Genomic DNA, 14025 nt, shown 5'->3' with positions numbered 1-14025 from the left:
GTACTAAATTTAGTTGTTTTGAGTCATTTCATCCCATTCTAGAAAGGGATTGTCAAAGCTTTTCCACGCATTTGCCCCTAGTGCCATTTCTTCATCATTTAATAAGCAAGCATTGAAACTTTGAATCAGTTCAGACTGATTCATTTCCATTCCAATCAAAACAATTTCTTGTCTGGCATCTCCTGTTAGATCATCCCATTTCTTTTCTATAGCTTCGCGACTCTGTTGATCTTCTGGCCAATGTTCATCTGGTACAGCTGCCCACCAATAACCTGCAACCCCGTGTCTCGCCATAGCGCCGGCTTGAGACCAAGAACCTGCAAACTCAGGGTGAGACGCTAACCAGAAAAAGCCCTTTGAACGAATTACTCCTGACCATTCAGATTGGACAAAATCAAAGAAGCGTTGCGGATGAAATGGTCGTCGAGCACTATAGACAAAGCTGCTTATACCATACTCTTCAGTTTCTGGTTGATGTTCTCCTCTAAGCTCTTTTAGCCATCCTGGTGCTTGAGCTGCTTGGTGAAAATCAAATAAGTTCGTATTCAATACAGACTTAAGATCAACCTGTCCGAATTCTGATGTTTCGATTTTTGCTCTTGGGTTAAGTGAATGGAGAATTCCAAATAATCTGGCTTTTTCTTGTTCGTCGACTAAATCGACTTTATTCAATACGATTACATCACAAAATTCAATTTGATCAATTAAGAGATCGACGACATTCCGTTGATCTTCTTCACCTAATGATTCTCCTCGAGATTGTAAACTGTCTAGCGAACTATAGTCTTTTAGAAAATTATAAGCATCAACCACGGTCACCATTGTATCTAGTCGGGCAAATTCATTTAATGAGATACCATTTTCATCTTCAAAAGTAAAAGTTTCAGCAACAGGTAAAGGCTCAGAAATACCTGTTGACTCGATCACCAATTGGTCAAAACGTTGATCCTCGGCTAAACGGCGTACCTCAAGTAATAGATCTTCTCTCAAAGTACAGCAAATACAGCCATTACTCATCTCAACCAATTTCTCATCTGTGCGTGATAGCTCTGCTCCACCTTCTCGAACTAAAGCAGCATCAATATTAATTTCAGACATATCATTAACAATTACAGCAACTTTCCTGCCTTCTCGATTGTTTAAAATATGATTCAGTAGCGTCGTTTTTCCTGCACCCAAAAAACCTGATAATACCGTTACAGGAAGTTTTGATGGAGTGGCTAAAGAATGATTCATTGGCGTTCTCACTGTTTAAGTTTTTTAGAATCCATACTTAAAAGCACGGAAGATTTAGACCTAATATTCTTTAATGATTAGGATTGAGAATTGGCATGTTTTGCTTTCATTCGGTTTTACCCATCGTGTTGAGATGTGAGAGAACAGAATTAGAAAAATCTTTCATACACGGTGATGATGTATAACGATGATCCACACCCCATGTACGATGACCAGCAGCATCAATATGAATTTGTCCTGATTCATAGACACCCAATCCCATATTCAGCGCTTCACCGTGATCTAACCAAAATTGGCAAAGTTTCAGTTTTGTTTCTTGGATAAATATTTGCTGTTTAGCATCTGGGTTCTGATCGCCAATGCGGAAATCTAAAGCTGCATTAAAAACATGTTTTGAACTTCCAGCTCCACCAGCACACTGATTTAACAAATTATTTCGATAAACGGAGGTCACTGTGAAATTTTGAATCACTTGCTGCTCAACCAACTGATTCAAAATATTCAGTGTTGGAATAATGTTGTTCCAAAGTTCTTGATGAGGAACTTCATATTCATTGGCATGGCACTTTTGCCAATCCTTAGCAGTCTGTAGAAATTCATAGTCAGGAATATAAAAAACTAGCCCCTTATTTTTTAAAAAAGTTTTATAGGCCTTTATCTGTTGCTGATGTTCAATTTGGCCTGACCATTTTAAATATGAAGATGGAGCCATATTTTGTTGTGAAAAATTGGAAATACTATTGATATTATTCGTAAAAGATGAACTTTTAATAATAGGATGAACCGTTTGTTTAGGGTTTTGGGTATTGTATTGACATGCTGAAACACAAAAAATAAAACCTAAAAGATAAATATTCCTCATGTCGATACACCACCACCCAGTAATCAAAGTACAGATGGCAATTTCACCACCATTAATTGTTATGTTATAACATAACAATTAATGGTGCAAGCTCAAGCATTAAACAAATAACTCTTAGATGCTTAGAGCTGAGCCTGATCTCCTTTTATTCTTCGACGAATTTCTTCACGCCACTTTGCAGCATTATCTTGTTGCTTATTCAACACGACACCAAGCATATAAGCGGTTACCGCAGCACCAATGAGTGCGATCCCACTTTCATAAATGATATCAATGACAAATTCAAATATGCCCTCTGATAAAAAGCTTAATACACCTGAATATTTAAGAAATTTTGCAATCGCAACAATCACAATGCCTAAAAGTGCACCAGCCCAGAGAAAAAATTTATGGATATTGATTGGAGCTGTTATTTCATCAATTTGATCAGGATATTCACGGTAATATTCCACCTCTTCATCTGTAACTTCAGGCGAAGATTTGAAGAATAACCGCATAAAAAGCGCATCATGATCTAGCTTTAAGCCTTTTTTCATTCTCATCATCTATATTTTTAAATTGATAACATGTTAGCTATTTTTGATTTACTAATAAATAACCGCTATAACTAAACATTTGAGGCTTAAAAATAAAAAAATCCTTAAAATTATTAAGCAAAATTTAACGGTAAAATGCACAAAAATACGACTATAGTGATGAAATTTAATAATTATTCATGTAAAAAAGTTATCATTATTCATTAAAAATAATTAAGTATCCTCTTTAAAAAAAAGATTTCTTTGTTATAGTATTTCTCCAATGGTTTCCATAAAGAGATCAATCGGGTGTTGATGCTTGGAAGATTGCTTGGGTTCTATGCAATCTTTTTACAAATCGCTGTGTTCTTACAGCCATTGCTGCCAGAGAAATATCAAGTTTCTCCAGTATGTGAGACTATTACCCAAATTTTATTACAAGACCATCATTCTACCTCTCCGCTCCATAGCCATCATCATATTGCTGCTCAGCATGATACTGTACATGAGCATCAAGCTTTTTCAGCTGAAGTTAAAACGTCGGCAAGTCACCATCACCACCATGATGCAAACCATCAGTGTCAATACTGTGTGGTGTATAGCCATGTATTGCCTTTACCAGATGTCGATCTAAAGCAAATTCTAGTCCGAATTCAGGTTCGATTTCTGGCTTTTATTGAAAACTATTTCCATGTTTTCTTTCAGCTTCAACAACTCTTTCTCACTCCTCAAGGTCGAGCACCTCCTCTCTTAATCTCATTCTGACTTGAAGCTCAAAACTTTTTAGTTTTGAAAAACTTTTATTCAAGAGATTATCGTCATGTTTTCTTTTTCTAATCATACGCTTAATTGGGTAGAGCTTTATTCAACCTCAAGTTTATCTCATCAGCAACAAGATGAGGTGCTGTCATGACTTTAGGTTTTACTGCACTCGAATTGGCAAGAATACAATTCGCTTTTACCGTCTCCTTCCATATTATTTTCCCTGCGATTTCTATCGGTTTGGCCAGCTTCTTGGCTGTTTTAGAGTGGCGTTGGTTACGGACTAAAGATCTAATTTATAAAGACCTGTTTAAGTATTGGGTCAAAATCTTTGCGGTTGCTTTTGGTATGGGGGTTGTTTCTGGTGTGGTGATGAGCTACCAGTTCGGCACAAACTGGAGTGAGTTTTCCCGTATTGCAGGAAGTGTGACGGGCCCTTTACTGACTTATGAAGTCCTGAGTGCTTTCTTCTTGGAAGCGGGCTTCTTGGGTATCATGCTGTTCGGTTGGGGGCGTGTCAGTCCCAAGGCCCATTTCTTTGCCACCTTAATGGTCGCGATAGGTACCTGTATCTCCATGTTCTGGATTCTGTCCTCCAACAGTTGGATGCAAACGCCTCAAGGTTTTGCGATCGAGAATGGCATTATTGTGCCAACCGATTGGTGGGCAATCGTCTTCAATCCCTCTTTCCCTTATCGACTGGTGCATATGGCAATTGCGGCCTTCATGGTTGCAGCGCTACTCGTTGCGGCAACAGCGGCTTGGCATTTGCTCAAAGGTCGCCGTGATGCCTTGGTCAAAACCTCGTTTTCGATGGCAATGTGGCTCATTCTGGTCTTAGCACCCTTGCAAGTTTTTGTTGGGGATGCACATGGTTTGAATACTTTAGAACATCAACCTGCCAAACTTGCAGCGATGGAGGGCCATTGGGAAACCAATTATGATGAGGGCATGCCACTCTACCTATTTGGTGTTCCTGATATGCAAGAAGAACGCACCAAATATGCCATTGCCATTCCAAATCTAGGCAGCCTGATCTTAACTCACTCTATGGATGGCACGGTCAAAGGCTTAAAAGACTTTGCCCCAGAAGATCGACCAAACTCTACCATTGTATTCTGGAGTTTCCGTGTCATGGTTGGCTTAGGTATGCTCATGCTTTTGCTTGCCGTCGCTGGTGCTTGGCTCAGAAAAACTGGAAAGTTGTTTGAAAGTAAATGGTTTCACCGCTTTGCTTTAGTCATGGGACCATCAGGATTTATCGCGGTACTCGCAGGTTGGTTTACCACCGAAGTTGGTCGCCAGCCTTGGGTGGTTTATGGGGTAATGCGTACCAAAGATGCACTTTCTCCTGTTTCAGCCGAACAAGTTGGTCTGACCCTTATTATTTTTGTGGTGGTGTACTGTGTTGTATTTGGAATCGGGATCTATTACATGCTGAAACTGATGCATAAAGGCCCGCAATTTGTTGAGGCTGTGGATCTTGAGCCAGCAGGCCATGGGCACTTCAAAACACCAATGCGTCCTTTAAGTGCGGTCGATGAAAGCATTGACCAACAAGACTCGACCAAAGAGGAGAAACACCATGATTGATTTATCTCTGATTTGGGTCGGCATTATCGGTCTCGGTGTCCTGATCTACGTCATTCTGGATGGCTTCGACCTCGGAATCGGAATTCTGTTTCCCTTCATTAAAAAAAGCGAAGAACGCGATGTGATGATGAATACTGTCGCACCGGTCTGGGATGGCAATGAAACTTGGATGGTACTCGGTGGTGCAGGCTTATTTGCCGCCTTTCCATTGGTATATTCAACAGTGTTATCAGCTTTATATATGCCGATTACCTTGATGGTGATTGCACTGATTTTCCGTGGTGTTGCCTTTGAATTCCGTTTTAAGGCGAATCGTACCAAGCATTTATGGGATCAAGCTTTTATCTGGGGTTCAATTCTATCCAGCTTCCTGCAGGGCGTGATTTTAGGCGCTTATATTCAGGGTATCCAGACCACTAATGGTATTTTTTCTGGTTCAGGTCTGGACTGGCTGACTCCTTTTGCCTTATTTACTGGACTAGGCGTGGTTGCCATGTATGCCGCTTTGGGCTGTGGTTGGCTGATTATGAAAACCGACCATGAATTACAAGACCAGATGTATGCGCTGATGCCTAAATTGATCATCTTACTATTTGTGGTCTTTGCTGGGGTCAGTTTATATACCCCACTGACTCATCCTGAAATTGCAGCCCGTTGGTTTGCCTTACCAAATCTACTGTATTTTAGCCCAGTACCCATCTTGGTCTTACTCTTTACATTCCTGATTTTAAAAGCATGTAAACAACGCCAAGAGTTAAAACCGTTTATCTTTACCTTGGCCTTAGTGTTCTTGGCGTTTACGGGTTTTGTGATCAGTCTCTGGCCGAATATTATTCCGCCTTCGGTCACCATTTGGCAAGCTGCTGCACCATATTCCAGTCAGAAGTTTGCTTTAGTTGGTGCTGTGATACTGATTCCGATCATTATCGGCTATACCATCCTATCGTACTGGGTGTTTAGAGATAAAGTACGGGTTGGTGATACAGGTTATCACTAGGAGGCAGTGTAATGAAACTATCTAAAACACAATGGTTTATCGTACTTTGGCTCGCTGGGTTTTTAGGTTTATTGGCGATTGCAATGTTCTTTCGAGTATTGTTAAAACTCGCTTATTAAGCTGACATTTTTCCTTCCAATAAAAAAGACTATACCGAGGTATAGTCTTTTTTATTGGTATCAGGGAATTTAAGCCTCACGCAGGTCGCAGAACAACTTGGTTTTTCTGATTTATCTACTTTTTCATAGGGCTATAAACGTTGGGCAGCTATCGTGCCAAGTCAATTCCAATAAAATCTTGCGACCATGCTCAATCTGAAAATCAGCATGACTAAGCTGTATAAAAAAGCAAGTGAATTTCCGATAAAGGTAAATTCAGAATGTATATAAAGCATGCTAACATCAACATACTGACAATCCATCATGTCAAATTATTTGGAAGGGTTCCAATATGTTAAAAACACAACAGGTCAAAATAATACAAGAATTCAATGCGCCCATAGACAAGGTGTTTGCAGTTCTCAGTGAACATGAAAATCTCAACAAGATTTTTGCACCCGCAAAAATCACGCGTATCAGTAATGGCAAAGAAGCGCGAAATGGCGTTGGCTCTGCACGTAAACTTTCTATCCCTTTAGCCCCGTCATTTGTTGAAACAAACTTGGTTTACCAAGAAAATGAATTGATTGAATACGCGATTACCAGTGGTATTAGTCCAATTAAAGCACATCGTGGCGTTATGAAATTTACCGATTTAGGCGGCGATCGCACTCGCTTGGATTACACCATTAGCTTTAAAGGCCGTGTTCCTTTGATTGGCCCAATTATTAAGGCTGCATTACAAAACGGTATCAACCGTGGTCTGAAAAAACTAAAATTTTAATGTTGTTTAGGCATTGCTCCTTGACGGTTTCGTTCTTACCGTCAAGGTTTACGCTATGCTTAAAGTGAAGATGTCACTGTGCCTAGAGGTTCTTTCCGAGTAATTGAATGCTCTGGCTTACGTAGTAAAATTAATGCTGAGATTGCGGCCAATAAGATCATAGGAATACTAGAGGCAATTACAACAATCTCACTTTGCCCAGTTCCGAGTAGATAACCTGCAACTAAAGGCCCTGCAAAAGCACCTAAGCGTCCTACAGCAACCGCAGCCCCCACTCCCGTGCCTCGCATTTCAGTAGGATAATACTTGGCTGCCAAGGTGTATAAAATTGACTGGCAACCAATCACGAACATACCACAACATGTAGCAAACAAGATAAAACTCGACGCGCTATTGGAATAGGCCAAACCAATCAATGAAACCAGAATGCCCGCATACACACTGGCAACGATAAAGAATTTATTCAGTCGATCCAACATCAAACCTAAAATCAATACTCCAATCGAACCACCTAAATTAAAACCAATCTGAATATAACTGGCTTGTTGCTTATCAAGTCCTAGTCCTGAGATTAACGTTGGTAACCAGTTCTGAAACAATGCTAAAACCAACAAGGTACCAAAAAAGCTGAGCCATAGACTAGACGTCACCACGACACGTGGTTTGGCAAAAAGGACGTTTAACACACTTGGTTTTTGTGTACTCACCTGAGGGATTTTGTTCAGATATGCTTTTGATTCAGGTAAAAAGAAAATAAGAATAGGAACTAAAATTAAAGGGGCAATCCCGCCTATATAAAAGATATGTCGCCATTCATGATCTGCTGTCAAAGACAAGGCAACCACGGAAGTCAAAACGCCGCCTATCGGCATACCACAATACATCGCACTGACAGCCGTCGCTTTATACTTTTCAGGTACCGCTTCTGAAACCATGGTAATCACGATGGGCAAAGCCCCACCCATGCCGAGTCCAGTCAGAAATCGAACTAAAAGTAAGGAATTCAAATCTTTGGTAAAGGGCGTCATTAAAGACATCAAGCCAAAAATTGCAATCGAAGTGATAAATACTTTTTTGCGCCCAATCGAGTCAGCAATTCGGCCTGCAATCAGTGCACCAGGTAATGTGCCTAAAACGGCGGCACTAAACACCCAACCCATCTCGGTACTGTTTAACAGCATTTCTGCTTTCATCCGCGGTGCAGCAACCCCCATAGACTGCAGATCAAATCCTTCAATAATGGCAAAAATGAAACAGAGGATGAGTGTAATCACGATTGCTTGTTTTGAAGCGCCTGCCTCTATATTGGTCTCTTTTAACATTGTTATCTTCCCTTTTTGATTCTTCCAGTTTATCGATCTAAAATTCCAAATATCGATTTAAATATCCTTTAAGCCGCTAAAAAGACTAGCAGAGCGAATATAGTTACGCAATATGTATTAAAATTATGCAATATGTAATTCGAATAACTTGAGGCGTCTCATTTGAAATATAACAAAAAGATCATTTTTAAATCGCTATTATTAGCTCCAGTTCCCTTACTCTGCTTGATGGCTATGCTGTTTATTCTCATGAACAATGCGTTTAAATTCGGTTCAATATTTGCAGTTATTGTCGGGCATCTTCTGGTTTATTTGGCTTATTGCCTTTTGACCGTTCCATTTTCATTCTTGTTCTCGCTTGTCTTAAATTGTTATCAATATCTGAATTTTTTCACAATCTGCTTAAGCTCATTCGTCGTTGCGGCACCCTTTTTTACTCTTTTAGCTTGGGCTCATACAGGCCAACTCTCAAAGCAATGGTGGCTGGTCTATGCGGATATTTTTTCCTTGTTTATCGCTCTCATTCCAGCGATTTGTTACTGGCTGATTTTGATTCATCTTAAATCCCATCAACCAGATCGCATCGATTTATAAAATCTTTACTAAATCAGATAAATGCTGAATGGTATGTGTGATATTTAATTGCAACTGATTGGGTAAATTATTTGGGTTATACCAACAGGTCGAGATCTGACAAGAAGCAGCACCTTTCATATCCGCTTCAAGACTATCCCCAATGAACAGAACTTCTTCTTTCGCAATCTGGCTTCTATGCAAACATGTTTCAAAAAAACGCTGATCCGGTTTTTCATAGCCAATGTCATCTGAAATATATAAATCAGAGAAATGTGGCAATAAGCCAGCCAAGTCTAAACGAGCTTTTTGTTGAATAAGAATGCTATTGGATGCAGCGAATAGCTTATATTTTTGACTCAAATAATCAATGGCTTCAACTGCACCAGCCTCAAGCGTATGCTGTTTGGCTAAATTGCCTTGAAAGGTATCACGGAAATGGTCATGGTTAAGTTCAAGGTTTAATGCCCGAAATAATTGTTTAAATCGATTATTAATGACATCTTGTACCGTAATTTGACCTAACTTCTGCTTTTCCCATAAATGATGATTAATGGCTTTATAGGTTGAATAAGTAGCATCATCATGATCTAAATTAAATTCAGCAAAAGATTGAATAAATGCAGCGCGGTTAGCAACGCTAAAATTCAACAAAGTATCATCAATATCAAAGAATATAGCCTTGTACATCAGAGCAATCTTACAACCGAAGCAAATATTGAGATAATTTTATTATACCGAGTGATAAAAGAGCAAGCCGATGTGGCCTGCTCAATACTCGATATTCTCGTCTGACTATGTGCTCAGTCTTTATCTCGCATCCACATCCAGACCAACACTGCTGCCATGCAGGCAATCAATGGATAGACCACCCACGGATGTGGAATGGTCCATATCATAATACCCGCAGCAATACTCATACTCACGGTAGAGATATATTTTGCTTTCTTGGGGATACGCCGGTTTTCTTGCCATTCTTGAATAATCGGTCCGATAAAATGATGGTTGAGAAACCATTGATGCAGCTTTTCAGAGCCTCTGGCTGCAAAGAACACTGCTAACAGGATAAAATCAACCGTTGGTAGCCCTGGAATAAAAATGCCAAGAATCCCTAAACCGATGCATAGCCAAGCCAGACAGATAAACAATAATCGCCACCACACTGAACGCGCTAACTTGCTTGCTGGCTGTGGTGTTGGCGATAAGGTCTCTGTTTTCATTTGATTATCCATGCGATTAACGTTCTCCATACTGAAAAGCTGTTACTACTGCCTGATCACTTATTTCAACTCTTCGAGCTGGATTAATGCCTTTCCAAAATAACCAAATGCATCTAAAGCGCCTTGCACCACACGATCTTGTAACACTTGGTCAAAATCAGCCTCATCAAGTGCCTCAACAAAACGTTTCCACACTTTTGCTCGACCTTCTGGATAAGCCGCCAAATTGCGCGCTGCAAATGTTTCAGAGAAACCTAACTGCTTCTGCGCTTGTTTAAACAGAAATGCGGCACCTAAAGTTGAGCCTTCTGACACATAGATCCAACCTAGTGCTTCAGGCAATTTGACTTCAGCACTTTGTAATGTCTGACCTGCTGGCCGAATACCCAAATCCTGCAAGTCATCAAAGGCTTGTTGTGAGCGGCCACGTATGCCCAAATCAGGAATCAGTCCAGCAACCCCCTCCTGTTCAAAAAGATGCTCAATTTCCTGCTGGAAATAATATTGCGATAAGGTAAATTGGGCGTATTTCTCCTTGCTTGAAAATACATCTGCTTGCGCCATTAGCTGGTGCATACGTTCATGTTCTGCCGCTGTTTCTTGCTTTAGACGCTGAGAAAGGCGATTGGCAATCATTTGCTCTGTTGCTGCGTTCATGATTATTCTCCTAGAAAAAGAATAGGACTCATCGGTTAACGACTCCGACTGAGTTTGAGTTGCACTGGGAAATCCACCACAACAGTCACTGCACGACCATTGATTTTGTAAGGTTTGAATTTGGACTGACGAGCAGCCTGTAGAACACGCTGATCTAGACTGCTAATCCCTGAACTTTGTTTTAATTGAATCTCGATGGGCTGACCGTTTTCATTGATACGTAGCCGCAATTCCACCACACGGTTTTGTTGTTTAAGTTCCCGATCATCATAAGCAAGCTGACCAAAACTCAATACATCAACACTGCTGACTTGAACACGTTCATCACGATCAACTTGGCTTTCAGGTGCACGAGCCAATTCCTGTTGCGTGGCTGCTGTATTTACACCACCCGACTGGGATTGAGTCTGTCCTATTTGTTGTTTCGAACTGAGCAGATTTTCGGTCAACATCTGTGATGATTGATCCGATGGGGTATCCTGTATTGCTTTGATTTCTGAAGGTTGAGCTGCTATTTCTGCTCTAGACTTTACGGCTAAAGTTTCAACTTTGTGGCTGGTCTGTTGCTTGGGCACTTCATGCATAGCACTCTGACTGGTTATCACTTTTTGTTCTATGTTTTCAGTATTGGTCGGAACAGCGCGAGTGCTTGTTTGTTTTTCTAATGCGGGGATTGTTGATGGTTGGGCCACTTCAACTTTTGCTGTTGCTTGAGGAGATGCATTCTCTGACGCTGATAAAGAGACAAAATGAACTTTCAACGCATTCACTTGGGGTGAAGCTGCCAAAGTATAAGGCTCAATAAGGTGACTCAGTGACCACAGTCCCAATAAATGTAAAACAATGACCACCGTCACGATGATTGACTTACGCTGCGAATGCACCCAAATCCGAATAGGTGGTCCTTTTGTACTAAAGTCATAGCGCAGATATAGGAATTTTGATTTCATCGCCATTCCCCTAAAAACGGTGCTCAAGTTTTAGGCTGACATTGTGTTTGTCATAGGAATATAACCAATCCACATTACTGTTATTACGGTTATAGCGATAAGTCAGATTCGGCGTCATGCCATAGAACTTGAAAAGAGGCATTTGCAACACAAAGGTGTAGTTTTGCTCAAAATCTTGACGACGTGTCTCAAATGCTGCCACGTAACGATCAAACTGACGCCAACGATAGGAACTGAACAAGGTGGTATTAAAGCCAACACTCCACGGTTTACTCAGACCTAAACGAACACCTTGTTGCTGATAGGCTGCCATGTATTTTTCTTGGGTATCATGATCTAAGACATCCACGCCCCCAAACAATGTCCATTGTTCAGGTAGAATTTTCCAAAAGGTCAGCATGGCTGAACTTTCTTTACCATCTAAAGTTTTATATGTTTGATAATTTAAATCTTTGATTTCGGCTTCAAGCTTGAGTGCTTTATCGGTGGAGATAAATCGCATCCATTCCGCACGTGCCCCCCAAGCATTGTACAAACCATCATTGGCATAACGTTTATGCTCAAATAGCGGTGCAATTGTGATTTGATTTTTTAAATCAAAAAAACTATAGCCTGCATTGATATTCAGTGTGGATTCATTAAAGTCAGCATGATCATCATAAGACTGTCCATACGCTAAACCACGTAAGGAAACCCCATGATTGCCATAGAACGAAAAGCGTTTCATTAAACTGGCTTCATAGTCCATACCCGTTGCCGACTCAGCTTTAGGACTTCCACGGGTAATTTCCTGAATGGGGATCACATTGCCTTTTTGGTCAAGGCCATACAACATCCAAGTTTTACTTTGTTCAGAAGAACTATTTAGATTCGTGGCATAGGTTGGTCCAATCGCCACACTGCCTTGCCATGCGTCACGTTGATCAAGGGCCTTAACAAACAGATTAACTGTTTGCTCGACCTCAGGTGGAATCACACCACGATCACTCTGCCCCAATTTGCTCTGAATGGATGTAAAAAGGCGTGCTGCTTGTTTGTTCTTCTGCTGTTCAAACAGCACGCGCGCTAACTCGAGTTCACAAATCAGATTATTCGATTGTTTATTTAAACTACTTTGGAATTTTTGCTCTGCTATCTTGAGCTGGCCTTGAGCACGAGCCAATGCACCCTCGGCAAAGTCAGTTAAAGCTTGGTCATAACCATCATATTGTTGATAATGCTTTAGATAGACTGCCGCATTGCCCCATTGCTTTTGCATAACCGCCAAATATAAAGCTTTTGCCAGATCATCTTGGTTCTTTTCAACTTCAAATACTTGCCCATTAATCACAATATTAGGTAGTTCATCCGTGCTCCGAATCACCCCTTGTCGCTGTAATTGATGCTGTTGTTGTAATAAATTCTGATCCAAGTTTTGATTCAGGCGAAGTTGTGTCTCATCATCTGCATAAAGTGATGAACTCGCCAATAAAATCAAACAGCACAGCAATGTTCTTTTCATAAAAACCGCAAAACAAAAGTAAAAATCATCAAGCCATAAACAAGAAAAAGGAATCTACTGCTGTAGATTCCTTTCGCCATAGTTAGTTCTTCGCACCACCAAATGCAGTGTTATATGAAACATTATTAAACTCGGCGATACCCGCTAAAGCTGCAGCATTTGCACCAAAGAAGTGTCCTTGAACAATACCTGAATTATTCACCCCAGCTGTACCATTTGCACTTGCCGCGCCACTGAATTCAGCAGTACCTGGACTAAATGTCACACCGTTCAAACTTAAGCTTGAAACAGCAGTCCCTGTTCCAGTTAATGACCCTTGTAAAGTGCCTGCACCAAAGTTAGCAGTCAAATTACCGCTTAACAGATTGGTTGCTGAACCATTAATCCCTGCAACGGTATAGGTCGCCGTACCTGAGGTTGGTACTGTCGTATTGGTATTGTCACCTGCGTAATAAACAGTATGACTTGCGCTCGCTGCTGTATCGCCTGCTTTCCACCATTCACCAAAATAGACTTCCTGTGTGCCCACCTGACCAAAATTGAAATTACCTAAGGCACTGTGTGAAGGCGGCATTGCCGAAACAGGAATATGGGAGATATTAAAAGTTTTGCTACCGACAGTAACATCGGTATTGCTTGTACCGCGTGCAGAAAACGCTTGTGCCAAACCTTTTAGCGAGCTAAAACCTGTAAATGCATTGTATGGTGAACCAGCAGCTTGTACAGAAACGGCTGCTGCACCACCTAGATGGCTTGCATTTGCAGCAGCACCAATAATGATATTGTTTTCATTACTTGAAGCACCATCAATACCTGCATGTGCAAACACAGCAGAACATGCAACAAGACCGATGAACAGTTGAGAGATTTTCATTTATTGTTACTCCATTTTTCTAAAGCTAAGTTATTGTTTCAATAAAGATAACGGTATCGTTATCTATTTAGTTATAGGAAC

At 40.6% G+C, this 14025-nt stretch carries 15 protein-coding genes; 5 read left to right on the top strand and 10 right to left on the bottom strand.

Translation table 11 applies throughout. From position 1 onward, the window contains the following. Window positions 1–9: 9 nt before the first annotated feature. From zigA to B2727_RS12815, 3 genes are all read right to left on the bottom strand, one after another. Window positions 10–1236: a zinc metallochaperone GTPase ZigA gene (zigA, locus tag B2727_RS12825; protein ID WP_033132807.1), complete on the bottom strand. Its 1227-nt coding sequence runs from the start codon at window positions 1234–1236 to the stop codon at window positions 10–12. Window positions 1237–1342: 106 nt separating this feature from the next. Beyond that, entirely contained in the window at window positions 1343–2098 is a 756-nt protein-coding gene (locus tag B2727_RS12820) for a D-Ala-D-Ala carboxypeptidase family metallohydrolase (RefSeq protein WP_033132808.1), read from the bottom strand. A 122-nt stretch (window positions 2099–2220) separates the two neighbouring features. Continuing rightward, on the bottom strand, window positions 2221–2634 hold the full coding sequence (locus tag B2727_RS12815) for a hypothetical protein (RefSeq protein WP_033132809.1): 414 nt from the start codon (window positions 2632–2634) through the stop codon (window positions 2221–2223). 294 nt (window positions 2635–2928) lie between these two features. Between B2727_RS12815 and B2727_RS12810 the strand changes: the two genes are divergently transcribed. The 4 genes from B2727_RS12810 to B2727_RS12795 all read left to right on the top strand — a co-directional run bounded on the left by B2727_RS12810 (window position 2929) and on the right by B2727_RS12795 (window position 6847). Then, window positions 2929–3378 carry a DUF2946 domain-containing protein gene (locus tag B2727_RS12810; RefSeq protein WP_004807031.1) on the top strand — a complete coding sequence of 150 codons (450 nt, stop codon included), beginning with the start codon at window positions 2929–2931 and terminating at the stop codon, window positions 3376–3378. A gap of 144 nt (window positions 3379–3522) precedes the next feature. Next, complete coding sequence (locus B2727_RS12805) at window positions 3523–4968, top strand: cytochrome ubiquinol oxidase subunit I (protein ID WP_033132810.1); 1446 nt, start codon at window positions 3523–3525, stop codon at window positions 4966–4968. Further along, a complete protein-coding gene (cydB, locus tag B2727_RS12800) occupies window positions 4961–5965 on the top strand; it encodes a cytochrome d ubiquinol oxidase subunit II (protein ID WP_033132811.1) in 1005 nt (334 codons plus the stop codon). The genes B2727_RS12805 and cydB overlap by 8 nt, the downstream gene beginning before the upstream one ends. 450 nt (window positions 5966–6415) lie before the next feature. Next, window positions 6416–6847 carry an SRPBCC family protein gene (locus B2727_RS12795; RefSeq protein ID WP_005313868.1) on the top strand — a complete coding sequence of 144 codons (432 nt, stop codon included), beginning with the start codon at window positions 6416–6418 and terminating at the stop codon, window positions 6845–6847. A gap of 59 nt (window positions 6848–6906) precedes the next feature. Here the strand turns inward: B2727_RS12795 and mhpT are convergent, their stop codons facing one another. Then, window positions 6907–8169: a 3-(3-hydroxy-phenyl)propionate transporter MhpT gene (gene mhpT, locus B2727_RS12790; protein WP_033132812.1), complete on the bottom strand. Its 1263-nt coding sequence runs from the start codon at window positions 8167–8169 to the stop codon at window positions 6907–6909. Window positions 8170–8331: 162 nt separating this feature from the next. On the opposite strand from mhpT, the gene B2727_RS12785 reads away from it, so the two are divergent. Continuing rightward, entirely contained in the window at window positions 8332–8763 is a 432-nt protein-coding gene (locus B2727_RS12785; RefSeq protein ID WP_033132813.1) for a hypothetical protein, read from the top strand. On the opposite strand, the gene B2727_RS12780 is transcribed toward B2727_RS12785, so the two are convergent. From B2727_RS12780 to B2727_RS12755, 6 genes are all read right to left on the bottom strand, one after another. Continuing rightward, a complete protein-coding gene (locus tag B2727_RS12780; RefSeq protein WP_033132814.1) occupies window positions 8758–9432 on the bottom strand; it encodes a YjjG family noncanonical pyrimidine nucleotidase in 675 nt (224 codons plus the stop codon). The genes B2727_RS12785 and B2727_RS12780 overlap by 6 nt on opposite strands. 113 nt (window positions 9433–9545) lie before the next feature. Continuing rightward, window positions 9546–9992, bottom strand: coding sequence for a YbaN family protein (locus tag B2727_RS12775; RefSeq protein ID WP_033132815.1), 447 nt, complete (start codon window positions 9990–9992; stop codon window positions 9546–9548). A 30-nt stretch (window positions 9993–10022) separates the two neighbouring features. Beyond that, complete coding sequence (locus tag B2727_RS12770) at window positions 10023–10622, bottom strand: biliverdin-producing heme oxygenase (protein ID WP_096089472.1); 600 nt, start codon at window positions 10620–10622, stop codon at window positions 10023–10025. Window positions 10623–10654: 32 nt separating this feature from the next. Continuing rightward, the gene (locus B2727_RS12765) at window positions 10655–11569 is read right to left on the bottom strand and encodes an energy transducer TonB (RefSeq protein WP_033132817.1); all 915 of its coding nucleotides are present in this window, start codon (window positions 11567–11569) and stop codon (window positions 10655–10657) included. A gap of 10 nt (window positions 11570–11579) precedes the next feature. Continuing rightward, entirely contained in the window at window positions 11580–13070 is a 1491-nt protein-coding gene (locus tag B2727_RS12760) for a surface lipoprotein assembly modifier (protein WP_033132818.1), read from the bottom strand. Between the two features lie 82 nt (window positions 13071–13152). Then, entirely contained in the window at window positions 13153–13944 is a 792-nt protein-coding gene (locus B2727_RS12755) for a Slam-dependent surface lipoprotein (protein ID WP_033132819.1), read from the bottom strand. Window positions 13945–14025: the final 81 nt, after the last annotated feature.

Origin of the sequence: Acinetobacter sp. UBA991, assembly GCF_002292065.1 — a bacterium.
Taxonomy (GTDB): Bacteria; Pseudomonadota; Gammaproteobacteria; order Pseudomonadales; family Moraxellaceae; genus Acinetobacter; species Acinetobacter higginsii.
The sequence above is the reverse complement of the archived record's forward strand: the minus strand, read 5'-3'. Positions and strand labels throughout refer to the sequence as shown.

Excerpts from the sequence above, each read along its gene's own strand:
- cydB (WP_033132811.1), top strand. The coding sequence starts at position 4,961 with ATGATTGATTTATCTCTGATTTGGGTCGGCATTATCGGTCTCGGTGTC.
- B2727_RS12765 (WP_033132817.1), bottom strand. The coding sequence starts at position 11,569 with ATGAAATCAAAATTCCTATATCTGCGCTATGACTTTAGTACAAAAGGA.
- B2727_RS12780 (WP_033132814.1), bottom strand. The coding sequence starts at position 9,432 with ATGTACAAGGCTATATTCTTTGATATTGATGATACTTTGTTGAATTTT.
- B2727_RS12815 (WP_033132809.1), bottom strand. The coding sequence starts at position 2,634 with ATGAAAAAAGGCTTAAAGCTAGATCATGATGCGCTTTTTATGCGGTTA.
- mhpT (WP_033132812.1), bottom strand. The coding sequence starts at position 8,169 with ATGTTAAAAGAGACCAATATAGAGGCAGGCGCTTCAAAACAAGCAATC.
- B2727_RS12760 (WP_033132818.1), bottom strand. The coding sequence starts at position 13,070 with ATGAAAAGAACATTGCTGTGCTGTTTGATTTTATTGGCGAGTTCATCA.
- B2727_RS12775 (WP_033132815.1), bottom strand. The coding sequence starts at position 9,992 with ATGGAGAACGTTAATCGCATGGATAATCAAATGAAAACAGAGACCTTA.
- B2727_RS12755 (WP_033132819.1), bottom strand. The coding sequence starts at position 13,944 with ATGAAAATCTCTCAACTGTTCATCGGTCTTGTTGCATGTTCTGCTGTG.
- B2727_RS12805 (WP_033132810.1), top strand. The coding sequence starts at position 3,523 with ATGACTTTAGGTTTTACTGCACTCGAATTGGCAAGAATACAATTCGCT.
- B2727_RS12795 (WP_005313868.1), top strand. The coding sequence starts at position 6,416 with ATGTTAAAAACACAACAGGTCAAAATAATACAAGAATTCAATGCGCCC.
- zigA (WP_033132807.1), bottom strand. The coding sequence starts at position 1,236 with ATGAATCATTCTTTAGCCACTCCATCAAAACTTCCTGTAACGGTATTA.
- B2727_RS12810 (WP_004807031.1), top strand. The coding sequence starts at position 2,929 with ATGCTTGGAAGATTGCTTGGGTTCTATGCAATCTTTTTACAAATCGCT.
- B2727_RS12820 (WP_033132808.1), bottom strand. The coding sequence starts at position 2,098 with ATGAGGAATATTTATCTTTTAGGTTTTATTTTTTGTGTTTCAGCATGT.